Annotated in this window: 15 protein-coding genes and 2 pseudogenes; 11 read left to right on the top strand and 6 right to left on the bottom strand. The window is 36.0% G+C overall.

Annotated elements, in window-relative coordinates; translation table 11 throughout:
- Positions 1-433: 433 nt before the first annotated feature.
- Entirely contained in the window at positions 434-1,744 is a 1,311-nt protein-coding gene (locus tag ACFIJ0_RS06760) for an MFS family transporter (RefSeq protein WP_375622972.1), read from the bottom strand.
- Between the two features lie 960 nt (positions 1,745-2,704).
- Positions 2,705-4,012 carry an MFS family transporter gene (locus tag ACFIJ0_RS06755; RefSeq protein ID WP_375623088.1) on the bottom strand — a complete coding sequence of 436 codons (1,308 nt, stop codon included), beginning with the start codon at positions 4,010-4,012 and terminating at the stop codon, positions 2,705-2,707.
- A gap of 220 nt (positions 4,013-4,232) precedes the next feature.
- Between ACFIJ0_RS06755 and ACFIJ0_RS06750 the strand changes: the two genes are divergently transcribed.
- The 10 genes from ACFIJ0_RS06750 (at position 4,233) to ilvC (ending at position 19,608) form a co-directional block, all read left to right on the top strand.
- Positions 4,233-5,027, top strand: a complete 795-nt coding sequence (locus tag ACFIJ0_RS06750; RefSeq protein ID WP_375623086.1) for a thymidylate synthase — start codon at positions 4,233-4,235, stop codon at positions 5,025-5,027.
- Positions 5,024-5,533, top strand: coding sequence for a dihydrofolate reductase (locus tag ACFIJ0_RS06745; protein ID WP_375644284.1), 510 nt, complete (start codon positions 5,024-5,026; stop codon positions 5,531-5,533). The genes ACFIJ0_RS06750 and ACFIJ0_RS06745 overlap by 4 nt, the downstream gene beginning before the upstream one ends.
- Positions 5,534-5,655: 122 nt before the next feature.
- A complete protein-coding gene (hflK, locus tag ACFIJ0_RS06740) occupies positions 5,656-6,795 on the top strand; it encodes an FtsH protease activity modulator HflK (RefSeq protein ID WP_375622968.1) in 1,140 nt (379 codons plus the stop codon).
- Between the two features lie 2 nt (positions 6,796-6,797).
- Positions 6,798-7,733: a protease modulator HflC gene (gene hflC / locus ACFIJ0_RS06735; protein ID WP_375622966.1), complete on the top strand. Its 936-nt coding sequence runs from the start codon at positions 6,798-6,800 to the stop codon at positions 7,731-7,733.
- A 133-nt stretch (positions 7,734-7,866) separates the two neighbouring features.
- Positions 7,867-9,393: a Do family serine endopeptidase gene (locus ACFIJ0_RS06730; RefSeq protein WP_375644282.1), complete on the top strand. Its 1,527-nt coding sequence runs from the start codon at positions 7,867-7,869 to the stop codon at positions 9,391-9,393.
- Between the two features lie 729 nt (positions 9,394-10,122).
- Entirely contained in the window at positions 10,123-10,995 is an 873-nt protein-coding gene (gene miaA / locus ACFIJ0_RS06725; protein WP_375622962.1) for a tRNA (adenosine(37)-N6)-dimethylallyltransferase MiaA, read from the top strand.
- A gap of 269 nt (positions 10,996-11,264) precedes the next feature.
- The gene (locus ACFIJ0_RS06720; RefSeq protein WP_375622960.1) at positions 11,265-13,067 is read left to right on the top strand and encodes an acetolactate synthase 3 large subunit; all 1,803 of its coding nucleotides are present in this window, start codon (positions 11,265-11,267) and stop codon (positions 13,065-13,067) included.
- A 2,336-nt stretch (positions 13,068-15,403) separates the two neighbouring features.
- Entirely contained in the window at positions 15,404-16,525 is a 1,122-nt protein-coding gene (locus tag ACFIJ0_RS06715; protein WP_375622958.1) for an ATP-dependent RecD-like DNA helicase, read from the top strand.
- A gap of 83 nt (positions 16,526-16,608) precedes the next feature.
- A complete protein-coding gene (locus ACFIJ0_RS06710) occupies positions 16,609-17,343 on the top strand; it encodes a pyridoxine 5'-phosphate synthase (protein ID WP_375622956.1) in 735 nt (244 codons plus the stop codon).
- 1,245 nt (positions 17,344-18,588) lie between these two features.
- Positions 18,589-19,608 (top strand): ketol-acid reductoisomerase, encoded by a 1,020-nt coding sequence (ilvC, locus tag ACFIJ0_RS06705; protein ID WP_375622954.1) that lies wholly within the window; start codon positions 18,589-18,591, stop codon positions 19,606-19,608.
- 113 nt (positions 19,609-19,721) lie between these two features.
- On the opposite strand, the gene ACFIJ0_RS06700 is transcribed toward ilvC, so the two are convergent.
- From ACFIJ0_RS06700 to ACFIJ0_RS06685, 4 genes and pseudogenes are all read right to left on the bottom strand, one after another.
- A complete protein-coding gene (locus tag ACFIJ0_RS06700) occupies positions 19,722-21,113 on the bottom strand; it encodes an amino acid permease (protein WP_375622952.1) in 1,392 nt (463 codons plus the stop codon).
- Positions 21,114-21,864: 751 nt separating this feature from the next.
- Positions 21,865-23,265, bottom strand: coding sequence for an amino acid permease (locus ACFIJ0_RS06695; protein WP_375622950.1), 1,401 nt, complete (start codon positions 23,263-23,265; stop codon positions 21,865-21,867).
- A gap of 866 nt (positions 23,266-24,131) precedes the next feature.
- The gene (locus ACFIJ0_RS06690; RefSeq protein ID WP_375622948.1) at positions 24,132-24,458 is read right to left on the bottom strand and encodes a LysE family translocator; all 327 of its coding nucleotides are present in this window, start codon (positions 24,456-24,458) and stop codon (positions 24,132-24,134) included.
- Positions 24,459-24,628: 170 nt separating this feature from the next.
- Positions 24,629-25,076, bottom strand: a pseudogene (locus ACFIJ0_RS06685) (fumarylacetoacetate hydrolase family protein); the annotation flags it as partial.
- Positions 25,077-25,323: 247 nt separating this feature from the next.
- Here ACFIJ0_RS06685 and ACFIJ0_RS06680 point away from each other — a divergent pair.
- A pseudogene (locus ACFIJ0_RS06680) lies at positions 25,324-25,784 on the top strand (hypothetical protein); the annotation flags it as partial.
- Between the last annotated feature and the right edge of the window lie 77 nt (positions 25,785-25,861).

Below are 25,861 nucleotides of genomic sequence, written 5' to 3'. Positions count from 1 at the left end.
ATTATTGTTTATGATTTTCAGAAAAATTCAATTGTATAATGATTATTTTTATGAAAACTATTAAAATACTTTTGCAAATTTAAATTCTATCAATGGATTTATACAATTTTTAGTAATTTAAATAGGTTATAAGAGGGTATTTATTCGTTTGTTAAATAATTTTATTCATAGCGGTAACTCTGTTCCTGAGTTGCAAGAGGTATAGTTATGAGGATGTGATATAAAAAGGGTAAAATGAAAAAATCTTATGGTATTTGGGTTTCTCAATTGAGATACAAAATGATAAACAATCATTACAAATCAATGCGTTATGGAAGTAATATCTGTAGGTCATAGAAGTCTTCGATGACTGTCCATTATTGAGAGTAAGATAATGAAAAGGGTTTCATAAATAAAAATTAAGTTTTTGTGTAAATAATTATAAAAAATAAGTTTAATGAAGTTTATCGTCTTTATCGAGATATCCTCCTTTATCTATATCGGGCATAAGGAGAATAGAGATGAGTGCAATGACCATCATACCAACTATGTAAAAAAAGAAAACAGATTCGTATCCCATATTTTTTAATCCAAGCGCTACATATTCAGCAGAACCGCCAAATAGTGCATTACCAATGGCAAAAGCAAATCCAACACCAATTGCGCGGATTGAGGCTGGGAACAATTCTGCTTTTATGATACCAGCAATGGACGTATAAAAACTCATAACATAGAGTATTCCAATAATGATTAAGAGTGCTGTCCATGCATTCTGGGCATTACCAATCATTTTAAGTACAGGAATGGTGCAGATAATGGATAAGGTACTCCAACTAATGAGTGAAGCTCTTGCTCCAATTTTATCGGCTATGGAACCTAAAAGGGGTTGGAGTAGCACAAAAATAAAGAGGGCGGCAGTCATTATCGTTGTTGCAGTTTGTTTATCAAAGCCTGTGGTTGTGATCAGATATTTTTGCATATAAGTGGTGTATGTATAAAATGTGAGTGATCCACCAGCTGTAAAGCCAACAACCAAAAAGAAAGCTTTTTTATGATTGCGAAAAAGTTCTCTAAGACTACCAGCATGTTGTTCAGAACGGCTTTTGTGGGTTGTTGTTTCATGGAGCAAACTACGCAGATAAATTGCAACAATTGCTCCAAAGCCACCAATGACAAAAGGAATACGCCATCCCCATGCTTTTAACTGATCTTCAGTAAGGTAAAGGGATAAAATAAATATTATAAAACTTGCGAGAAGTTGACCTGTGATCGTTGTTGCATATTGAAAAGAAGCAAAGAACCCACGGTGATTTTTGGGTGCAACTTCGCTCATATAAGTTGCTGCTGTACCATATTCACCGCCAACGGAAAGTCCTTGAAACATGCGGACTAAAAGGAGGAGAAATGCTGCTGTTATTCCCAAGGTTTTATAAGTGGGAAGTATGGCAATGAGAAAAGAGCCACCACACATCATAAAAACAGAAATAAGCATTGAGCGTTTACGTCCATAACGATCCGCAATGAATCCAAAGAGCCATGCTCCAATTGGACGCATAAGAAAGCCAATAAAAAAGATTCCTGCAGTTTTTAACAGTTGTGTAACGACATCTTCATCTTCGGGAAAAAATTGCGATGCAAAATAAACCGATGCAAAGGAGTAAGCGTAAAAGTCATACCATTCTACCAGATTTCCTGATGCACTGGATATGATAGCAAAAATACGTTTCCTTGTATCATGTGGATCTAAAGTTGTTTGATTATTCATAAAGTATTCCCCTTTTAGATCTATAACTTTTCTTCTCTTTAAAGCTATTTACATGTACATTATAAAATAAAAACGCCATTGTATCACGATAATTTTTTAGGGGAACATTGTTGTAAAGATTTTTTCTAGAGCTATTAATGCTGTTTTGGACTCATGGTGTTGTTATATTGCGTAAATCGTACGCTTTTGACTATCCTTAAGGAATATTGTTTTTTGTTTGATGGTGAATTACTTGCATATACAGAGTGTGTATGAAGATATGATACTCTTTAGTTTATATGCTGGATGTTGTTTTGTAAAATGGTGTTATTGACTATTACATGAGAGGTTGGTGTGTGAGTAAAAATGCTTTTTATGAACGATTTTAAATGGCAAGGAAGAATGGAATATTAAGAGCTAGTGGATAGTATAATGACAGCGACTTGCACTTTTATTAAGTGTAAAGAGGGTGGTACACATGTTTATACTTTATGGGGCTTTTACGTTATGTCATTCACAGGTGCCGTCGTGAAATGGAGTTTGGAGTTGGGTGCATTGAGAAATGTTTCTCAAAAAAGTGTGCGATTTTATAACATAATGGTATTTTCTATTTTTCATGAAAGGATTTATGTTGCATGAGGGTAGAACGTATTAAACAAAATCATGAGAATAATCTTTATTATTGATAAAATTATCTTGAAAGATAATCATTTTTCTTCGATTTTGAGTGGAAATGGGAATATTAAAATGAATTAAACGTTTTTTATCTTCAAAGAACTAAATTCAGCAAAAGAAGTATTTATTACATAATAACGTGAAGTCATTTATTTTTATAAGCGGCCTATGCAGGAGGAAAAATTTCTTCTTTAGAGTGTTTGAAGGGATAAAAAATTGTGAGTTTTAAACTTCCATAAAGAAGATATAAAAAAGCCCAGAGCTCTGGGCTTTTTTGTTAAAATCCTTTTCTGTTAACATTAAAGGTTAATTAATATCGTCTCCTTGTAAATACCCTTTTTTGCGAGCATCTGGCATTAAGAGAATTGCGATAAAGGCAACGATCATCATGCCGGCTATGTAAAAATGGAATATAGATTCATATCCATGTTTTTTAAATTCGAGTGCTACAGTTTCAGCAGAACCGCCGAAGAGTGCATTGGCAATAGCATAAGAGAGCCCAACTCCCATGGCGCGTACTGAAGCAGGAAACATTTCTGCTTTTACGATACCTGAGACAGATGTATAAAAACTCAAAATACAAAGCATTCCAATAACGATTAAGAGTGCAGTCCAAGTGTCATGGGTGCTACCAATGATTCTGAGCCCAGGAACGATAAAGATGATAGAGAGGGTACTCCAAATAAGCAGTGAAGTTTTAGTGCCAATTTTATCTGCGAGAGAACCAAAGAGGGGTTGGAGTAACATAAAAACAAACAGTGCAGCAGTCATTATTGTATTAGCAGTGGGTTTATCAAATCCGCTCGTCGTGATCAGATATTTTTGCATATAAGTTGTGCTGGTATAAAATATGAGCGATCCTCCAGCTGTAAAACCGATCACTAAAAGGAACGCTTTTCCGTGACTGCGTAGAAGCTCTTTAAGACTACCAGTGTGTTTTTGAGAGCGACTCTCTTTTGTGGTTGTTTCATGAAGAGAACGACGCAGATAAATTGCAACAATTGCTCCGCATCCACCAATTACAAAAGGGATACGCCATCCCCATGCCTTTAACTGATCTTCTGTGAGATAGAAGGCGAGAATAAACATAACCAGACTTGCAAGAAGCTGACCGCCAATAAGTGTGGCATATTGGAAGGAACTAAAGAACCCACGACGTTTTTTAAGAGCAACTTCGCTCATATAAGTTGCTGTTGTGCCATATTCACCGCCAACGGAAAGTCCTTGGATCATACGGAGCAAAACGAGTAAAACGGCTGCTGTTGTTCCAATTGTTTCATAGGTAGGAAGGAGGGCAATAAGAAAAGAGCCGCCACACATCATAAAAACAGAGATAAGTAAAGAGCGTTTACGTCCATAACGATCCGCAATAAAACCAAAGAGCCAACCACCAATTGGACGCATAAGAAAGCCGATAAAAAAGACAATGGAAGATTTTAAAAGTTCGGTAACAACATCTCCATCAGAAGGAAAAAATTGCGAGGCAAAATAAATAGATGTAAAAGAATAAACATAAAAATCATACCATTCCACCAAATTACCCGATGCGCTCGATATGATAGAAAGAACACGTTTTCTTGTATCATGTGGTGCTAAAGCTTCTTGTTTTTCCATAGTCGATCCCTTCATTTCACGTTTATCCACCTTTGTTTATTATCCCTCTATGTTATTTTCTTAGAAGCTGTCTATAGTATTTTATCTTTTGCATTAAAATTTTAGTTAGATCATGATAATTTCCTGTGTAAGATGTCTTCGGAAAAAGATTTGAATTATGTTTGTACGGATTTTACAGTTTTTATTTTCTATAATGAGAAGAATCGGACATAATAGCCCTATGAAATCATATCTTGCTCTTTTATCTCATGTTTTAAATCAGGGTATTGATCGGACAGATCGAACGGGTGTTGGAACGCGATCTATTTTTGGGTATCAGATGCGCTTTGATTTACAAGCGGGATTTCCATTGTTGACAACAAAGAAACTACACTTACGTTCAATTATTTATGAGCTTTTGTGGTTTCTTAAAGGCGATACAAATATCGCGTGGTTAAAAGAGCGTGGTGTATCGATTTGGGACGAGTGGGCTGATGAAAAGGGAAATCTTGGTCCTGTTTATGGTTATCAGTGGCGTTCTTGGCCTGCTCCTGATGGACGTCAGATTGATCAAATTAACAATCTTTTAACGATGATTAAGGAAACGCCAGATTCTCGTCGCTTGATTGTATCAGCTTGGAATCCTGCATTAATAGAGGAAATGGCTTTGCCTCCGTGCCATTGTCTTTTTCAATTTTACATTGCTGAGGGTAAATTATCTTGTCAGCTTTATCAGCGTTCGGCGGATATTTTCTTGGGTGTTCCATTCAATATTGCATCCTACGCATTGCTAACGATGATGATTGCGCAAGTAAGCGGTCTTAAAGTAGGCGATTTTATTCATACTCTGGGAGATGCCCATCTTTATTCTAATCATTTTGAACAGGCAAAATATCAATTGTCTCGTATACCAAATGCTTTGCCATATATGCGTATAAATCCAGCAGTAACAGATCTTTTTTCCTTTCAATTTGAGGATTTTGAGTTGCTTAATTATGAAGCGCAGCCACATATCAAGGCACCGGTAGCAATATGACGATTTCCATTTGTTTAATTGCTGCTGTTGCAGAAAATGGAGTTATCGGTCGTGAAGGTGCGATGCCTTGGCATTTATCGACGGATTTGCAACGCTTTAAAGCTTTGACGTTGGGTAGGCCCATTATTATGGGAAGAAAAACTTGGGATTCTCTTGGGCGTCCTTTACCAGGACGTACAAGTATCGTCATTACGCGTGATTGTACCTTCGTTGCTGAAGGGGCTGTTGTTGCTCACTCTTTATCGCAAGCTTGTTCTATCGCAAAAAGTGTGGCTTCTCAAAATGGTGCAGATGAAGTTTTTATTATTGGGGGTGGTGAAATTTTTCAACAAGGGTTGCATATGGCTGATAAAATATTCCTTACAGAAGTGTTAGCTTCTATAGAAGGTGATAGTTTTTTTCCTGTTTTTAATAAAGAAAAGTGGACTATTGTGGAAACACAAGATATTCCCAAAGGGGATAAAGATAGTCATCCGACACGTTTTGTTGTTTATGAGCGGAAATAATTTTTTAAATATTGAAGTGGAAAGGGTTTATCAGTTGCATGCTAATGAGATAAGAGAATCCCTATAAGATTCAAGTGAATGGTTGGTATTTGAATGAATGGTAGTCAGTTAAAGAGGTGATAATGCCCTGGACAAATCAAAATGGTGGTGGCCCGTGGAGTGGCGATAAAAACAAGAACAGTGGTGACAAAAAAACATCGGCTAAGAATCTTTTTGGTTCTGGTGGCAATAATGGTGGCGAAAATGGTCCTAATCTTGATGATATTTTGCGTAAAGGGAAGGATCAGTTTAAACAATTTAGTAGAGGAGGAATTGTTGTTTTGTTCCTTCTGCTTGCTGTGTGTTTTTTCCTCTATCAATCACTTTATATTGTCCAACAAAATGAGCAAGCAGTAGAATTGCGTTTTGGTGTGCCTAAGGCGGGAATTATCGGTGATGGATTGCATTTTCACTTTTGGCCAATTGAGACCTATATGAAAGTGCCTTTAACTGAAAAAACAATTGCAATTGGTGGGCAGACTGGGCAGAGACAACAAAGTGAAGGTTTGATGCTGTCTAGTGATCAAAATATTGTTAATGTCAATTTTTCTGTTTACTATCGCATTTCACATCCAGGACAATTTTTATTCAATGTGAATGATCAAGAAGGGACAGTTCGTCAGGTTGCTGAAAGTGCAATGCGTGAGGTCATTGGATCCAGACCTGTTGATGATGTTTTACGCGATAAAAAAGAGGAAGTTGCTAATGATGTGCGAAAGATTACCCAGTTGACTGTCGATAAATATCAACTCGGTGTCGAAATAAGCCGTGTATCGATCAGTGAAGCTGCTCCTCCTACTAAGGTTGCTGCTGCGTTTAATTCTGTTCAGCAGGCAGAGCAGGAACGTGGACGTATGATTGAAGAAGGAAATCGTGTGCGTTTTACGAAGATTGGTTTAGCAAATGGTGAAGCTTCACGTACACGGGAAATCGCAAAAGGTGAAAAAGCACAAATGGTTGAAGAGGCACGCGGGCGTGCTGAACGTTTTCAGGCCATAGCCCGTGAGGCGGCAATCTCACCAGAGGCTGCGCGATATCGTCTTTATATGGAGACGATGGGGCGTATTTTCTCTTCACCAAATAAATTGGTTCTTGATCAAATTAATTCTCCCGCGGTACCTTATCTTCCTTTGAACGAATTGCTGCGTAACAATTTATCAGAAAAAGCAAAATCGGCACGTTCGGCATCGCTCTTGGATGCTCATATTTCTGGAGGACGCTAATAATGCAGCAGTCTCGTTTTTTGTTTATGTTTAGTATTATAATGTTTCTTTTGATCATTTTGTGGATGTCACTTTTTATTGTCTATCCTCGTCAACAAGTGGCAATTAAGCGTTTTGGTCAAATTGTTAAGGTCGAGTCTAATCCTGGAATTTATTCGAAAATGCCCTTTGTGGATAAAATGATTGTGGTGGATAATCGTTTGTTGCGTTATGATGTTCCTACGCAATCGGTACAAGTTCGTGGGGGTGCTTATTATGAAGTGGATGCGTTCTTTATTTATCGTATTACGGATCCTAAATTGTTTTTACAGCGGATTGCTTCAGGGCGTCCACAAATTGCGGCACGTGAAAACCTTGCACCACGGTTTATTGACGCTTTACGTGCTGTTTATGGTAAGCGAGAATTTAAAGCAGCCTTATCGGATGAACGAGGCGCAATGATGGCCGAGGTGCAACGGCAATTTTCTATAGATGCAGGTTCGCTGGGTATTACGATTGTTGATGTGCGCATTCGAAAAACCGATTTAACGGATGCTGTTTCAGAAGATGTTTATCGACAAATGGCTGCTGAACGGGAGGCCGCTGCAGAAAATATCCGGGCTCGTGGTCAACAAGAACGAGATCGTATTGTGGCAGAAGCAAATCGTGAATATGAAGAAATTGTGGCAGCCGCAAAGCGTGATGCTGAAATTACTCGCGGTGAAGGACAAGCCGAAAGTATTCGCATTTTATTAAATGCGCGGGAAGTTAATCCATCTTTTTACGATTTTTGGTTAGCGATGGAACAGTATAAGAATTTAGAAAGAGTTCCGATGGTCATTTCACCAAATGAGGATTTCTTTTTTTATTTTCAAAATCCTTTGCAGGTAAAGAAAAAGCTTTCATCAACAATGAGTCCTAGTTTGAGCAAAACTGATTCAAAGTTTGGTGGAGAATAGATGTATACTATTTCATATGAGAAGTATGCTCTATAGCTGCTTTTTTTATGATGAATGTAAGAGAGTGTTAAGCCATACTGATTGTGCATAATAAATTGAGTAAGTTCTTTGCAGCTTTGGTTAAAGGCATGTCATGGATAGAAGTATCGTGAGTAGAAATACGTTTTTGAAGTCTTTTATCACAAGAGTTGTTTTGTGTGTGATTTTGTTTTTATCAGGATCAGTGAATTTGTCTTGGGGCGCAGAGACAAACAAGACATTGCTTTCTGTTCCTGATTTAGCTTCTGAGCTTTTGGAGACGGTTGTGAATATTTCTACGGCACAGACTGTTGAAGGAACAGAACAGGATGAAAATACTTCGGTGCCTGTTATTCCCAAGGATTCATTGCTGGAGGAATATTTTAATGATTTTTTTACACCTAAAGATGGTCAAAAAAATAGTCAATTTCAAAAGGTGCGTTCTTTGGGGTCTGGTTTTGTGATTGATGCGCAAAAAGGGATTATTGTTACAAATTATCATGTTATTGTTGATGCTGATGATATTGAGGTTAATTTTACGGATGGTACAAAACTTAAGGCAAAGCTCCTTGGCAAGGATAGCAAAACTGATTTAGCGTTGCTTCAAGTGGATGTAGGACGTAAAAAATTAAAAGCTGTGCGTTTTGGTGATTCAGAAAAAGCACGTATTGGTGACTGGGTTATGGCTATTGGTAATCCTTATGGTTTTGGTGGAAGTGTGACGGTTGGTATTATTTCTGCACGTAACCGTGATCTTAATGCTGGTCCCTATGATAATTTTATTCAAACAGATGCAGCAATTAATCGGGGCAATTCTGGTGGTCCGTTATTTGATAGAAATGGTGAAGTCATTGGCATTAATACAGCAATTGTTTCACCTTCTGGGGGATCTATTGGTATTGGGTTTGCTATTCCATCGGATATGGCCCTTTCTGTTATTAATCAATTGCGTGATTTTGGAGAAATAAGGCGTGGTTGGTTGGCTATTCGTATTCAGCCGGTAACAGAGGATATTGCAAAAAGTTTAAAATTGGACAATGCTGTAGGAGCATTGGTGGCTGGTAAAATAGAACAGACGGAAGAAAATAACGTAGATAATAGCCAGTTACAAATTGGAGATGTTATTCTTTCCTTTGGTAATTCCAAAATTAAGCATGCACGTGATTTGCCGCGTTTAGTTGCAGAAAGTTCAGAAGGAAAAGTGGTGGATGTTACTGTTTTACGGAATGGGCAAGAAAAAACAGTAAAAGTTAAGCTTGGACGTTTGATTGAAACAGATGCAAATGAAGATATAGAAGAAGAAGTTGATGATAAAAAAAACAATGATCTGTCGAAAAGCGTGACAATGCAATTTATGGGAATGACGCTATCTGAATTGACAGAGGATTTGCGTCATCGTTATTCAATTTCAGATAAACTTCAAGGATTAGTGGTAACATCTGTTGCACAAAATAGTGCAGCGGATAAAAAGCGTATTCGCGTTGGTGAAGTCATTATTGATATCAATCAGAGTGCTATCACAACAATCGATGAGGCTAAAAAACGTATTCATAAATTACGTGAAGCTGGACGCAAAAATGCTCTATTCATTGTAGCGCGTCCAGATGGAGAGTTACGGTTCGTAACGCTCCTAATGGATTGATACCCTAATGGGTTGATCCTTGAAAAATTAATTTTTTGTTTTTTATTAGCCTTAGTATATGGAGTATTTTATAGTTTAGCTATGTGATGTGCAATATTTTTCAAGCTCATTTCACGACGGAGATCATGGATTGTGTAACATAAAATCCATTGGACAGCTCTGTTTTTGCGTTAAATAAAAGTACAAGTTGGTACCATCATAGATTTGCTAGTTTCCAATATTGCAAAAGCCTAGGCTTTGAAATGCTGCATAAGAGATCTATGTCTTGTGTTTAAGTCAAATTTCTATCTCTGCTTGTGATGCACAAGTGAATGGTATTGATATGGCGCTTTATGAGAAGGATAAAAATGAGAAAATTTTACGATATTGGGAGCTCTTATTTAGGTTGCATAACGCTCAACTATTATAAATAAAGGGTGCAATTATTATTATAAATAATGTTTTATTTAGTGAGACTTTTAGCACTTTGTGATTGTATTTTTTGTGCTATAGAGAACATTTTTTTCACTTTAGTTTGAAAAAAGTTCTCCTTATGTTTGTTTTTAATGGACTAACGGACAGAATGATTATGGCTGTAGTTTATTATTGAATTATGATAGCAAAAAATGCTTGGAAATTCCCTTGATGTTATTATTAAGTTCATTTTTTCTTTTTTTATAAGTTCATAAGGGGCTTTGGGGGATGTCATGCATGTTGCAATAAGTTACTGATTGGGAGAAATTGCTATTCATGACACAGAGAACAGTTACATTAATAGCGGGACCAACGGCAAGTGGGAAGTCAGAACTTGCCTTGCAAATGGCTCAAGAAAAAAATGCTCTTATTATTAACACTGATTCAATGCAGGTTTATGATGTTTTAAATATTTTAACGGCACGGCCGAGGGAGGCTGATACCGCGATTGTTCCACATTATCTTTATGGTCATGTGAGTCCTACTTTGAATTATTCAGTAGGGCAATGGTTGTGTGATGTCGAGAAGCTATTGGCTACTTTTTCTTTAAGATCAGTTATTTTTGTTGGTGGAACAGGACTTTATTTTCGTGCTCTTTTAGAGGGGATTTCGGAAATCCCTCATGTTCCAGATGTTGTGCGGCAGAAGTGGCGTTTGCTGCTTGATAAAGAGGGACCTGAAAGCCTTTATCGCCAGTTGTTGCAGATTGATGCTGTTGTTGCTGAAAAAATTTCTTCGCACGATAGACAGCGTATTGTCCGTGCTTTGGAAGTTTATGATGCAACCGGTCAGACGCTCAGTTGGTGGCAGAAACAAAAAACAACACCTCTCATTGCGCCGAATTTCACCGAAAAAATTCTTCTCATGCCACCACGTCCTCTGCTTTATGAACGTATTCATAAACGCTTGGATTCTATGATTGAAAGAGGAGCTTTAGAAGAGGTGATGATCATGAAGAATCTTATGCTTTCCCCTTCATTACCAGCAATGAAGGCTATTGGTATACCTGAATTTATGGCTTATTTGGATGGATATAGAAGCTTTGAGAATGCTCTAGAAGCGGTGAAAATACAAACGAGGAGATATGCAAAAAGACAAATGACATGGTTTCGTAATCAATTTGATGAAGAATGGATGCTTACTTTTTGATAAAAGAGCTAGAGCTTTGCAAAGAAACTTATCGAAAGATAAAAGATAATTCGTGAAAAAGATTTTTTTAGAAAATATAATTTTTTATTGACGAATGGTATCAATGGAATTAGAAACCTTTCTACAAGGAAATTTTTATATATTTTATACGTTGGAATAATGGGGGTGATCATACAGTGTGTGTTGTGTAATGGGCTCCTTTAGGGTCTTTTTTTATGGGCTCCGTTAGGAGCTTTTTTATTGTCCTATCAAGTAGGTGAGTGGGAAAAATGAGAAATGATCCAAGAAAGCAAGAGAGTGCAGACGGAAAAATAATGTCGGGGGCTGAAATAGTGGTTCAGGCTCTTATAGATCAAGGGGTTAAACATATTTTTGGTTATCCTGGTGGGGCTGTTCTGCCTATTTTTGATGTTCTCTATCACCAAGATACATTCCAGCATATTTTGGTGCGTCATGAACAAGCTGCAGGGCATGCTGCTGAAGGTTATGCACGCAGTACTGGAAAAGTAGGTGTTATGCTTGTAACTTCTGGTCCAGGCGCAACGAATGCTGTTACACCTTTGCAAGATGCTCTCATGGATTCTATACCTCTTGTTTGTTTTTCTGGTCAGGTAGCGACAACGATCATTGGAACAAATGGCTTTCAAGAAGCTGATACGGTTGGAATTACAAAGCCCTGTACGAAGCGTAATTGGTTGGTTAAAAACGTTAATGATCTTGCGGCTATTATTCATGAAGCTTTTTCTCTTGCTCAATCAGGTCGTCCTGGACCGGTTTTGATTGATATTCCTAAGGATGTTCAATTTGCTTCAGGATTTTATAGAGCACCTCAAATTCAGGAATCTTTGCATTTTTCTCTACCGTTGAAAGAGAATAATAGTGAGGCTATTGAAATTGCTGTTTCTCTTTTAGTTGAGGCAAAACGCCCTATTATTTATTCTGGTGGCGGTGTTATTTCATCGGGGATGGAAGCTATACAATTCTTGCGTAATTTGGTTCAATTGGGAGATTTTCCGATTACTTCAACATTAATGGGACTTGGTGCTTATCCTGCTTCTGGCAAAAATTGGCTGGGAATGCTGGGAATGCATGGAACCTATGAGGCTAATATGGCCATGCATGATTGTGATGTCATGTTAGCTGTTGGAGCACGATTTGATGATCGTATCACAGGGCGCCTTGATGCATTTGCACCTCATGCGCGTATTATTCATATTGATATTGATCCTTCTTCCATTAATAAAATTGTAAAAGCAGAAGTTCCACTTATTGGCGATGTGGCTCATATTTTGGCAGATATAATGCAACATTTACATAGGCATAAATCAAAGTTTGATAAAGAAAGTCGTAAAACGTGGTGGATGCAAATTAATCGCTGGAAGGCTCGTAATTCATTGGCATATATGAAAAAAAAAGATGTTATCATGCCACAATATGCTCTTGAACGGCTATATGCTCTTACCAAAGATGCAAACGCTTATATTACAACGGATGTTGGACAGCATCAGATGTGGGCAGCGCAGTATTATCATTTTGATGAACCAAAACATTGGATGACTTCTGGTGGGTTGGGAACTATGGGGTATGGTCTTCCTGCAGCTATCGGTGTTCAAATAGCACATCCTGATGCGCTTGTTGTGTGTATTTCTGGTGATGCCTCCATTCAAATGAATATTCAAGAGCTTGCAACAGCAATTCAGCATGACACACCAGTGAAAATTTTTATTTTAAATAATCAGTATATGGGGATGGTTCGTCAGTGGCAGCAATTGCTGCATGGTAATCGTCTTTCTCATTCTTATACGGAATCTATGCCTGACTTTGTGAAATTGGCACAAGCTTATGGAGCTGTAGGGATTCATTGTTCAAAACCAGATGAACTTGATGATAAAATTCAGCAAATGATTGACTGTGATAAGCCTGTTCTTTTCGATTGTCGTGTTTATCATTTAGAAAATTGTTTTCCCATGATTCCATCGGGATGCGCCCATAATGAGATGTTATTACCCGATGAGGCAAGCGAGGAAGCTGTTGCAAATGCTGTTTCTTCTGAGGGAAAGATTCTTGTATAAAATTAATATGTTAACCAAATAGTGAAGGGATTTTATGGTTGTTGATTCTTTTCAATTCTTCCTTCTATCCCTCATTTTGAGAGATATTTTTATCGTTTTTAGAGACTATTTTTATTTCGTTGTGCAGTAAAAATCCAATGTTTATAGGAGTATAAGGCATATAAAACTTTATACATATCATTTTTTAAAAGACTGTGTGGTGAATATTCTTAGTTAATGTTTGTCCGCAGAGTTTATGAAGGAGTAAGCCTATACCATCATACTGTTTGCTATCTCAATGTTGTTATAGTTTTGCGTATGGTTGATAAAAGACATTCTTATTCCTTTCTTTGATTATTTTTATTTCACATCAATTTTGCTTGCGATGTGTAAAGAAACGATTTTTATTGATTTAAGATAACATATTGATTTATTGTATAAATAAACATGTTATCTATGAATTGAAGCGCATAAAATGGTTAGAAAGTATAAGCTGTTTAAGGGAAGTCGGATTGTTGCCGGATAGGTGGGGTTAGGAATCTTTGTCTGTTAGGGCAGGAAGGAAGTTAGAATTTGTACTTGTGATAGCATATTGTGATCTGTGCAGTCCAATAGTGCTTTGCTTTATGAGGTTACAGCTGAGTTTGTTGCAGATTGTTGCGCATTTTTTAGGTATATGTTTATTTTTTCTGTCTCGTTACATATTTATAAAATGGGAAAAGCTTATTTTTGAGAGGGTTTTGTCACTTTTATTTTTATATTAACATTGTATATCCATTAGAAAAATTTTTAAGCATTGTTATTCTTTAGCTTAGGTTAGAAAATAGATATTGATTTAAAATTTATTTTTTCTGTTTTAATGAGAAAATCGCCATTATGTTTGAGAACTGATCTTTTTATTCATGAAATTAGATTTTTTTAAAAAAATCCCTGTGTAATTGTTCATTAAAAAAATGATTGAAAGTTTTCAGAAAAGTTTTGAGTGTTTGCTTATATTTTTTACTCCGTTTCATGTTGAGCTATGTCATGTTTCTTTCTGATTGCTACAATTCTTGTGGAATTGCATCTTTTCATAAAGGGAAGGAGTGTTCTGTTTTTTGTCTCTTTCGAGAGTTTATGCAATGAACGTTGTTAAAATACTGGTTGCTATAAAATGTATTTTCGATAAGTTGTTCTGTTCTAGAAGGGTGGCTTGTCATTTGGCAATTAACTTCTTTAATTATAAGATAAACCTTGTATTTGATAGTTTCTATACCTCTAGGCTGTGTTTTATGATTAAGATGCATAATAGAGGACTTATTATATAAGAAGCTTGTTTAATAAGATGAGGAATGCGAGGCTTGAGTATGTCCATTTTACATTTTCGAAAGCAAAGTTTTATTAATCTGTATTTTGAAAAAAATTTATAATTTGTCTAGCTGGAGAGCTATTTTTAAAACTCCGATTGTTGAAAGGACTCGAGGGGAGGAGGTTATAGACTCTTTTTAGGGTAAACAGATTTTTTTAAGATCTTTTATTCCTTTTGTTGTTTCTACTAAAAAAGCTTCCCTCTCGTTTTTAATGTGTTTGATTTATTTTTCATCATGGTGGCTGTGCTTTATTTTCATGTGCAAGTGAGGTGATTGTCCTATAAAGCATGTATAGCGTGTGGAATTATACTCTTTAATATGCAAAAATAATTTTTGTGGGAATCATTTTTATTGATTCACTTGATTAACATTTTATTTTTAGTTACTTTTTAAACGCTAATTATGATGCAATAGAAACACCTATATTAATCTGGCAGTTTGTTTTGTGCTATAAAATAGGATATTTTACCTTAATCAGATACGGTTCTTCACGCAAAACAAAACGCTATTGGGTTGCCAACTTACGTGCCTGTTTTAAAGACACATCTCTTAATATACCTAAGTTCATTTTGCGATGGTGACTATGAGTAATAACGGTAGAGCCTCGTAAATTATAAACATAAGTTATAAATATTGTCTACTACCATCTTTACACTTATGAAACAGCAAGCAAGCCTCATTTTTGACGTGCAAGCAAAGGATTTTGATTAATTTAACATGGAATAGGTTTGAAATGAGAGAAACTTACGATATTCAGATCTCTTATTTAACATGTGAAATAGTTAATTATGATTAAAAATCAAAATGTTACATAATCTGCAAGAGATTTACTCAAGAGGGGTGATACAAATTTTCCATGAAGTCAAAAATTAGATTATTGAAATATTTTGTATAAAAGTTTTTAATACAAGGGTTAGTAAGTGCGTTATGAAAGTAGTTCATGTATCAAAATTCTTAACGAAAGTTTTTTTAGTTGTGTTTTTTATGCGAATCTTATTTTGATAAGCGATGCAGTTTTCGCCGGAACAGGATAATGCATTGAAGGCTGTTGCCGCGTGGTTGAAGGAAGGGCGTTCTCCTCTTTTTCGCCTTTTTGGCTATGCGGGGACGGGTAAGACGACGCTTGCGCGCTATTTTGCAGAGACAGTTGATGGTTCTGTTCAGTTTGCTGCTTTTACAGGGAAGGCAGCGCAGGTTTTACGTTCTAAAGGTGCAAGCAATGCTTGTACTATTCATTCGCTGATTTATTGTCCACGTGGAGAAGAAGAAGTTTCCGATGAAATAACAGGAAAAAAGTCTATTGCTCCAACATTTACATTAAATCGAAGGAGCGCTGCTGCGCAAGCTAAACTCATTATTGTTGATGAGTGCTCGATGGTGGATGAAAAATTGGCGTGTGATTTAATGAGCTTTCGGACGCCAATTCTTGTTCTGGGTGATCCAGGTCAATTGCCTCCTATATCAGGTGGAGGTTTTTTTTCCAATGGAGAACCAGATTTTCTTCTTTCAGAAATTCATCGGCAAGCGCGGGATAATCCGATTATACGTCTTGCTATGGATGTGCGTGAAGGACGCGATATTGCTTATGGTGATTATGGAGAAGCCTGTGTTGTTACACGTAAAGAGGTCAATCAACAATTGGTTTTGGATGCTGATCAGGTATTGGTAGGGGTTAATCGTACGCGCTACCTTTATAATCAGCGTTTGCGTGTGTTAAAAGGATTTACAGCAGATTATCCGCAAGCAGGAGATAAGCTGGTGTGTTTGCGAAATGATCCTACTAAAGGTTTGTTGAATGGCTCTTTATGGAAGGTGATGACTTCACAGAAGGAAACAGTTAAGCCAAGTATTAATCTTCTTGTGAAACCAGAAGAAGGTGAGCGTGGGGTAGTAAAGATTAAACTGTTAAAAGCAGCATTTGAAAACCCTGATCAAGAAATTTCATGGCAATTAAAAAAGCGATATGATGATTTTGATTATGGGTATGCATTAACGGTTCATAAAGCGCAAGGTTCTCAATGGAATAACGTCATTTTGTTTGATGAAAGTTTTGCATTTCGTGATATGTATGCGCGCTGGCTTTATACGGGAATTACGCGCGCAGCAGAACGTTTAATGATTGTTCGATAGAAAAAATATGTGTATCATCTAAGTTTCAGATGGAAAATGCTTTTTTCTATCTTGTTACACAATATAGAAAAATGGAAATGGGCATGGCGGTAAAACTTTCGGTTAATCTTAATGCTGTTGCTGTTTTGCGTAATCGACGTAATCTTCCGTGGCCAAGTATCACGAATATTGGGCATATAGCGCTTGCTGCTGGAGCAGCAGGTTTGACGGTTCATCCACGTCCCGATGAAAGGCATATTCGTTTTGCGGATTTGCCAGATATATACTGTTTAATCAAGAACACTTTTCCTACAGCTGAGTTTAATATTGAAGGTTATCCCAGTGATCAATTTTTGGATATAGCTGAAAACTACGCGGATCAGATTACCCTTGTTCCTGATGATCCAGAACAGTCAACGTCTGATCATGGTTGGAATTTTGCTCATGATGCAGAATTTTTAACACCTATTATTCAGCATTTGAAAAAAAGAAAGATTCGTGTATCACTTTTTGCTAATCCTACTATCGATGGTCTTGATATTGCTAAAGCAATAGGGGCTGATCGTGTGGAATTTTATACTGGGCCTTACGGTGATGCATTTCAGGACAAAATAAAACAAGTTCAAGAGCTTAATAAACTTGTTTTAGCAGCAAGAAGAGCAAAAGAGTTGCAGTTAGGTATGAATGCAGGGCATGATCTGACACTTATGAATCTTCCTGCTCTTGTCAAAAACATTCCTTGGCTTGATGAAGTTTCTATTGGCCATGGGCTTATTGCTGATGCATTAGAGTATGGAATGCATGATACTGTTCAGCGTTTTATCCGGTTATTATCCTAATCTTTTTCTCTCTTCTAAAATTGAAAGAAAAATTTTTATAAAGCTTTGTCACTTTATCTAAAAAAATAATATATGTTTAGATAAATAGCACTGTTAGCATGTATTATAAATATCCTATTGTTCCTCTGTTTATTGGTTTCTTTCTATCTTTTGTTTTTGAGTGTATGCGATGTTCTTTATGTGTACCATCCATTATGAGGAAGTTTTAAAATCTTCTTACCATAATTTTTTTGATGGGAGAGGAAATAGGGTTTTGAAAGTATTTTCCTTATAAAGGAGTGCGTAGGATTTTAATTGATCAATACAGAAATTATTTTGATGTTTGAGCTCGTTTTACGGGTTATCTGTAAATAGTATAACGTAAAATTTTTATGGATGATATGAAATCTATTGCTATCATCATTTATTTTCTAGTTTAATGTTGTGACAGCATTTGCAATGAGATAATTTATAAGACATATTGTTATCTATGTGCAATGCTGCTTTTGGTATATAAGGGTTTTGATGATTTCATCATGAACAGATTTAAAATCAGAAAATGCTTTTTATGAATAGGCTTAATGCAATAAGAGCTGTCAAATAGAATGATGATATCAACTTGTAGCTTTATGAAAGTAAAGAGAGTGGGTGCAATAAATCTTAGAGTATTATAGGGGATACTTGAAAAGGGCTCGAGCGTATTAAAAGTTTTTTATAAGGGGAGCCATAAATGAATAACATAATAGCAGTAGGGGGTGTTCTTTTTCGCGTGAGAAGCGTGGATATTAAAGAACGTAAAAAGTAAAAACGTCCTCTCTATTATTCTAAAGATGTTGTTGTATATGCTTTTGAATTTTGTATTAAAACAATACTTGTTATTTTGTAATTTTTCTTGCTATCCGTATTGATTTGGTTCATGTTAAAGAGTGTATATTGTATCTTAATTTTTAGAATATAGTGTTTTGTTACACGATAGAAGAGTAGAGTATTAGCCAATATATTTTCTCTAGAAATCTTGTTTTGTGTAATTATTTTTTTTGTAGAATCGCAGTTGAAGTTTATTTGGGGATCCGTATATGTCTTGGGAATGTCTGGGGACTACAGTTTTTTCTATGCAATATGTAAACTTTAAAAATTATTCAATTGCTGTGTTCTTATAGGCGGTGTTTTTTGTCTTTATAAGTGTGTGATGCACTGAAGATAATGTTTCTTATTTGATAAAAATAATCTGAAATCCAGTTTAAATAGAAAAAGAAGGAAGTTTTTATGCGTGTTTATTATGATAGTGATGCGGATGTTAATCTCATTAAAGGAAAAAAAGTAGCCATTGTTGGTTATGGTTCTCAAGGGCGTGCGCATGCTTTAAATTTGAAAGATTCCGGTGCTAAAAATGTGCAAATAGCTTTGCGTTCAGGGTCGGAAACAGTTAAAAAGGCTATGGCCGATGGTTTTGAAGTGGTGAGTGTTGCTGAAGCAGCAAAATGGGCAGATCTCATCATGATGGCAACACCAGATGAATTGCAAGCTGATATTTATAAGGAACATATTCATGATCATTTACGTGATGGGGCAGCGATTGCTTTTGCGCATGGTTTGAGCATTCATTTTGGCTTAATTGAACCTAAAAAACACGTTGATATTGTGATGATTGCTCCTAAAGGTCCAGGGCATACAGTTCGTCATGAATATCAACGGGGTTGTGGTGTTCCTTGCTTAATAGCGGTGGCGCAGGATGCTTCAGGGCATGCACATAATGTAGCATTATCTTATGCATGTGGACTTGGTGGTGGACGTGCTGGGGTGATTGAAACAACATTTAAAGAGGAGTGCGAAACTGATCTTTTTGGTGAACAAGCGGTTCTCTGTGGAGGTCTTGTTGAACTGATTCGAGCAGGTTATGAAACATTAACACAAGCAGGTTATGCACCGGAAATGGCTTATTTTGAGTGTTTACATGAAGTTAAACTGATTGTTGATCTCATGTATGAAGGGGGCATTGCAAATATGAATTATTCGATTTCTAATACAGCTGAATGGGGCGAATATATCTCTGGTCCACGCGTGATTACGGATGAAACCAGAGCGGAAATGAAACGTATATTGAAAGATATCCAAACAGGTAAATTTACGTCAAATTGGATTCAAGAATATAAAGCTGGTGCTGCTCATTTTAAAAGTATGCGGCGTTTAAATGATAATCATCCTATTGAAGAAGTTGGTAAAAAACTTCGTTCTATGATGCCTTGGATAAAATCTAACGCTTTGGTTGATAAAGAGCGTAATTGAAGTTTCCACAGAGATATTTTGTTAATAGCTTTTATAATTTTATAGATAATATCAAAAAGGGTAACTTTAGTTACCCTTTTTATGTTTTTTTTTTGCAACATAAGCTTTATTTTTTAATTTTTTGCATAATTCTTTTTCCCAAAAAGAAAGTATACAATTCCTAAAAATATGAACCACGCTGGAATGTATTTTAAAGCTATGGCAGTATCAGCTTCTAATGACAATAAATAAATAATGAATGCAAAGAAAACAAGAAGCGTCCAACACATAACAACACCTCCTGGCATTTTATAAGGAGAGACAGTATGCTGGAGAGGACGATTGCGACGATAGACGATATAGCTGATCAAAATGATAGACCATACAAATATAAACAAAGTTGCGGCAATCGTCGTAACAATTGTAAAAGCAGCTATGAGGGTCTGAGATAACGATACAACTGCATAACCAAATAAGATGCATAAACATGAAAAGAATAATGCGTTGGCTGGAACGTGGTTACGAGAAAGTTTTCCTAAAAATTTAGGAGCGCCTTTTTGTGTTGCTAGCCCATATATCATACGGCTGGTAGAAAAAATTCCACTATTTGCTGAAGATGCGGCAGCTGTGAGGACAACAAAGTTCATCAAACCTGCAGCAGTTGGAATACCAATAAGTGCATACATTGTTACAAATGGGCTTTTTTCTGGACTGATTTGATCCCACGGCGTCACAGACATAATCACAAGAAGAGAGAATATATAAAAGAATACAATGCGGATTGGTATTGAATTAACAGCCTGTGGTAAAGCTTTTTGAGGCTCTTTTACTTCAGCAGCAGCTGTTCCAGCGAGTTCAATGCCAACAAAAGCAAAAATAACAATTTGAAATCCAGCAAAAAAGCCTGTAATTCCTCGCGGAAAAATATTTCCATCGTTCCATATATGGCTAAGAGAAGCAACCGTACCGTTTGGAGAGATAAAACCGGTAAAGATCATATAAAATCCTACAACAATTAAGACTAGAATTGCTACGATTTTGATAAAACCAAACCAAAACTCAAGTTCGCCAAATAGTTTTACGGCGACGAGGTTAAGAATTAAAAAGGACATAAGACCAATTATAACAGGAATCCACGGATTGAGTTCAGTCCACCAAAAATGTGTATAAGTGACAATAGCAATAATTTCAGCAGTTCCAGTGACAATCCAACACAACCAATATGTCCAGCCGATAAAGAATCCGGCACACGGACCTAGAAGATCGGTTGAGAAGTCAATAAAAGATCGGTATTGTGTATTAGAAAGCAATAGCTCTCCCATAGCACGCATGACAAAGTATAAAGCACAACCAATAATTGCATAAACGAGTAGAATTGAGGGTCCTGCTACACTGATTGTTTTTCCTGATCCCATGAAGAGACCTGTTCCAATTGCTCCACCAAGGGCTATAAGTTGTATGTGTCGGTTATGTAGTCCACGTTGCAATTTCTTCTTAGGTTTTTTTTCTAAATTTTGTTTGTTCATTTTTGGGAAGTTCCCCTCAGTTATTTTTAAATAAAAATTATCCTAAAAAAGGTAATCCCTGCTATCAAAACACGCTATGGTTAAGGAGTAAAGGAATTTTTTTCTATGACTATATGTGAGTAAAGAAAAAACATTATAAATTAATGGAATAATTATTTTGTACATAATAAATAAAACATAAATTATATTATATTTTAATTTTTCATATTTTATTTATAATATAATAAATTATCATATTAATATTTATATTTAAAATTTATTACAAATAGAAAAATATTTTATAGAATCTTTTTTTATTGTAGATATCTATTAAGATATATTCTGTTTAGAGCTGTATTTTTAATTTTGATAAAAAATTGAATATAAATTTTGGGGGGGCGTTTTAGATAAAATCTCATGTTTTATGAGTAAACAATGTCAGTGAAGTTTATAGAGAGTTCTTTACAGAATAGCTTGTTTCTTATCCTATGATGCAGTAAAATGCTGTTGTTTAGAGTAGTGATATAAAGCATATAAAATTTTACACATTAAGTATTTTTAGAATGTGTGGTGAGTGTTCAGGGCAGGGCTAGCCCCTAGAGCCTTATATAGGTGAACCATATAAGTGCTCATAAGTATTTCCTCTTAACATGCCGGATTGTTTACAAACCGACGTTTGTAGGAATCCTCGTTTTTTGAGGTGTGGGGAGGAGGTTAAGTAGAAAAGGGTAACTAAAATTACCCTTTTTTGAGATGTTTTTATGTATAGACTTTATTTGTTACCTTGAGTAATTTTTTTCTTTACAAATGTAAAATAGGTTATCCCTAAGAAAATAAACCAGAATATACCGTATTTTAAAGCTGTTAGGGTATCTTCTTCTAACGTTAACAAATAGAGCATGAAAGCAAAGAAAACTAAAATTACTCCGCACACGATAACGCCTCCTGGCATTTTGTAGACGGATTCAGCATGCAAATGAGGGCGATTGCGACGATATACAATATAGCTAACCAAAATTACAGACCATACGAATAAAAATGCAATAGCTGAAATGCTCGTCACAATTGTAAAAGCACTTATGAGGCTTGGAGAGAGTGAGGCAATTGTATATCCTATTAAAATACATAAGCAGGAAAAGAATAGAGCATTGGCTGGAACATGGTATTTGGAAAGCTTACCTAAAATTGGAGGAGCACCTTTTTGTGTTGCTAGCCCATATATCATACGGCTGGTAGAAAAAATACCACTATTTGCTGAAGAGGCCGCCGAGGTGAGAACGACAAAGTTTACCAAACCAGCAGCTATCGGAATACCAGCAAGCCAAAACATCGAAACAAAGGGGCTTTTATCTGGAACAATTTGATCCCAAGGTGTGACTGACATAATCACGGCGAGAGAAAAGATGTAAAAGAGTACAATACGCACTGGTATTGCATTAATTGCTTTTGGTAGAACTTTTTTAGGTTCTTTGACTTCAGCTGCAGTTGTTCCTGCAATTTCTATACCAACAAAAGAAAAAATGGCAATTTGAAATCCAGCAAAAAAACCTGTCATTCCTCTTGGAAAGATATTTCCATCATTCCATACGTGATTGAGAGAAGCAACAGTACCATTGGGAGAAGTAAAGCCCGTAGCGATCATATAAAAACCAACAACAATTAATGCTAAAATTGCTACGACTTTGATAAGACCAAACCAAAATTCAAGTTCACCAAACAGTTTTACAGCAAAGAGATTAAAAATTAAAAAGAAACCAATGCAAGAAAAAACGGCAATCCATGGATTAAGCATTGGCCACCAAAAGTGCATATAAGTGATGATAGCAATAATATCTGCAGCTCCAGTTACAACCCAGCTCAACCAATAGCTCCAGCCCACAAAGAAAGCGATTCCCGGTCCTAGCATATCGGTTGAAAAATCAATAAGGGACCGGTATTGTGAATTAGAAAGCAATAATTCTCCCATAGCACGCATTACAAAGTATAGGGCACATCCGATAATAGCATAAACGAGTATGATGGAAGGGCCTGCTACACTAATTGTTTTTCCTGATCCCATAAAGAGTCCTGTTCCAATAGCTCCACCGAGGGCTATAAGTTGTACGTGACGGTTATCTAGTCCACGTTGTAGTTTCATCTGAGGACCATCTTTTAAATTTTGTTTACAGTTCATTTTTTGGGGGTTCCCTTTAATTATTTTGAGATTAAATTACACTAAAAAATGCATCATTCCGTATCGAAGCATGATATAAATGAGGTGTAAAGGAAAAAAACGTTTTTTATGATTTTGTGTGGATAAAGAAAACAATATGGTTTTGAAAAAAGAGGATGTTTTCCTCTTAAATAACGTAACAGATATTTGAATAGAGAGCTTTTTATTGTTATTAATAACAAATAAATGGTTCATTAAAAGACTTGGGGGCTTTTAAAATTATTTCAGAAAGTTGTCAGAAGTCTTTATAATTTTCTTAAATTTATTATTTATAATCAGTGCATTATTTGTTATTATTCATAATGGTGAGAGGTTTAATTTTTTCTCAAATAGCGTTCGAGACTTCTCATCTTAGTTTAAGAAAAACTTTTTAATGATAGAAATTAAAATGATTTTTAAAATCACTTTTTGTTTGTATTATGCTATCATAAATCAAAAAGTTATTTTTGTTTCATAAACGAAAAGGGGAATATCATAGCTTATTTCTTTTAAAGTGATGAATAAGGATTTTGTTTAGATATTGATAACATTTTATAAAACGTTGTGAGAAATTCACATTGTTTACACAAAAGTCCTTGAGACTATGATAAAGAAATGCAGCGTAATTCAGTTACACAAAGAAAAAAGAACTGGGGATTGTATAAGCTCTGCTAGAGGTTGAGCTATTCATAGTGAGAGACAGAATCAGAAAAAGATTGCTCTATTAGCCTTGCAATTTGTTATCAAAAGATAAAACTATTCCTGTTGCTACATTAATCGCACCTTTTATCCTCTGCTTTTTTTTAAGCGGAGCTGGCAAATGATATAAAAATGGTTATTAAAGTAAATCATGCAAAGATGTCGAAAGAATGTATTGTGATAAGTTCAAAGCCTTTTTTAATGCCACTGCCAGAAGACAAAAATTTCGGGAAGTCCTCTATGTAAAATATTGATACCTTGGGATTTAGTATTTGTGTTAAAAAACCGTCCATATAGCTGGTGAAAAGTTTTGTTTTACCGACAGTGCTCTTTCCATTTGTTGATATTCTCTCTTTTGAATTTAAGCTGTGTATTCCAGATTTAATCGATTTAAAGCCCAGGTATAATAAAGTGCTGCCACCTATGAGTTTTACTAAAAAACAGTGTTTTGTTGTTGAGAATGAGCGCTGATACACTTAGTATGGAAAATGCTCCATGCACATATATTGCTGTACATAATTCTAAAACGTTTACAAATGCGTTCTTTCTTCCTAATCTCTTTGCATTATCAATGATAAGGGCCATATTCAGCCCCGGTGAGATGACTAAAAAAATGAAACAATGAAAAAGGTCAGTATTTGATGATTCATTTTACTTTTAGCTCTAAAATTAATTGATCTTCGAGATATAATTCTATTCTGTCAAATTGAGAAAGTTTTCCTATACCCTGTGGAGTACCTGTGTATATGAGATCACTACGTTTTAGCTGAATGTATTAACTTAAAAATGATATTATCTTCTAAAGCTAAAGATCATATTTTCGTATTGCCAACTTATCTTGTTTCGCCATTCAGCTTCATTGCAAAGGTTATTGGGTCGTTTATTTTTTCCTTGTTTATGAAGTCAGAGACGTATGCGGCGTCTTTACATCCTTTCGATAAAAACCAAGGAAGCTTTTTTTCTTTCAGTTTTGTTTGCAAATCCCGTGCTGTGAGATCAAGACCTATTTCTACAGCATCATAGCATTCTTCTGTTTCTGTCTCCGTGACCATGAAAGCGTCCTTTGAGATTTTGAGCACAATTTCATCTTCAAAATCATTGCCAATTTCCTGAAATTACTTTATTACTTAAAGGGTGATTTGGGTCGTCTACGCAGCGATCAGTAGGGTCTGAAAGCCCTAAAGTTCGATCATAAAAATGAGTCTACTCCGTGGGTGTCCTTAGAATTCGGAGAGTTTTTGCTGTGTCCAGGTGCGATAAGCACTAAAAGCAAAAAAAGCTGTTTTGAACTCAGTACTTTCGGGCTTTTGGAATACTAATGCGAGGGTGCTCGCACTTGCACAAGTGCTCTTGCGTTCCTTTGCTATGTACTCTGATATGAAAGTAGGTAAGTGTCATAAAACACAAGATGATGCTGCCGAACTCGATGTTTCAGATCTCGCTCTACCAGCTACCAACGGATGCTCAAAAGCTTTGAGAAAAGAAAATAAAGTTTTAGCACATGCAATGACCGTAGTGTTTTCGGCTTATCATTCGATCCAAGTGATTGCATATGCGAAAAAGAAATATGATTTACCCGAATTTGATCTGATCATCTGTAACACATTCAATTTTAAAGAAATACAGAAAGAATTATTAAATCTTCATAAGGTCCATAAAGATACCTCCCTTTTGACTGCAGCTTTATCTTATATTGATGGAACACAAAGTGCCAAAAAACGTAATAAAGCCCTTGATTGGCTTAAGGAAGATGTGAGAGAGAATGTCTGCTGTGTTTGCTCACCAATGTAAGGTGTCTTAACCTCTGTATCAGGAGAGATCAGTGTTGAGAATGTGTTGTCTGCTGAGGGGGATGTGAGATTGACGGCAAACACTCTCG

The organism is Bartonella sp. OC68QHHN, assembly GCF_042193875.1.
Taxonomy (GTDB): domain Bacteria; phylum Pseudomonadota; class Alphaproteobacteria; order Rhizobiales; family Rhizobiaceae; genus Bartonella; species Bartonella grahamii_A.
The sequence above is the reverse complement of the archived record's forward strand: the minus strand, read 5'-3'. Positions and strand labels throughout refer to the sequence as shown.